Annotated in this window: 2 protein-coding genes; both read left to right on the forward strand. The window is 66.1% G+C overall.

Annotated elements, in window-relative coordinates; all coding sequences use genetic code 11:
- The coding region (locus ACSFA2_RS25830; protein WP_435458172.1) for a BamA/TamA family outer membrane protein at positions 1-397 on the forward strand (397 nt) is incomplete at its 5' end.
- 78 nt (positions 398-475) lie between these two features.
- On the forward strand, positions 476-1,050 hold a 575-nt coding region (locus tag ACSFA2_RS25835; protein ID WP_435458173.1), incomplete at its 3' end, for a DUF2341 domain-containing protein.

The raw sequence follows: 1,050 nt of genomic DNA on the forward strand, positions 1-1,050 counted from the left end.
CTTCAACGGGAAGATGACCGATTCGTCATTGGTGTCCAGCGAGAAGATCGCCGGCGGCGGCATGAACTCGGTGCGCGGCTATCTCTCGGCCGCAGCCACCGGCGACTACGGCGTGGTGGGCTCGGTCGAGCTGCGCAGCCAGCCGCTGACCTATCTCGGCAGCGCGGTCGAGAACTGGCGCGTGTACGCCTTCGCCGATGCGGCGCGGCTGCGCCTGAAGAGCCCGCTGCCTGAGCAGGAAGACCGCTTCTCGCTGTACTCGGTCGGTGTGGGCACCACCTTCAAGCTTGGCCAGTACCTCGCGGGCCGCGTCGATATCGGCTACCCGCTCACCGACGGCCCGCGCACGAAGAAGCACGACCCGCGCGTGAATTTCAGCCTCACCGCGAACTACTGATCCACGCAAGCCGCCGTCTCCTTTTTCTTCTTCCATTTTTCATCGTTGTCACCCACGAGCTTTCCGGAGAACCCTGTCATGCGCCGCATTCTTTTCATCGTGCTCACGCTGCTGAGCACGCTCCTGCCGGGCCTGGCCCACGCCTGGTGGCAAGCCGAGTGGTCTTACCGCAAGCCAGTCACCGTCGACGGTGGTCCGCAGGCCGGCGCCATTGGCAGCGATGCCGGACGCATGCCGGTGCTGGTGCGCCTGCACACGGGCAACTTCAAATTCGAGGGCGTGAGCGAGACCGGTGCCGACCTGCGCTTCGTAGCAGCCGACGACAAGACCGTGCTGAACCACCAGATCGAGCAGTTCGATCCGCTGCTGGGCATGGCGCTGATCTGGGTCGATGTGCCCAACGTTTCGGCCGGCACGCCGCAGAAGCTGTGGATGTACTACGGCAACCCGAAGGCCCCGGCCTCGGGCAATGGCCAGCGCAGCTTTGACCCCGACTACACGTTGGTCTACCACTTCGCCGAAGGCGCCGTGCCGCCGCGCGACACCACGGCCTACGGCAACAACGGCCAGACCTCGGCCGTGCCCGTCGAAGGCACCGTCATCGGCAAGGGCGCGCAGCTGGGCAGCGGCGCGCTGATGCTGCCGGCCACGCC

Source organism: Variovorax cryoconiti (genome assembly GCF_051216395.1).
Lineage (GTDB): Bacteria > Pseudomonadota > Gammaproteobacteria > Burkholderiales > Burkholderiaceae_C > Variovorax.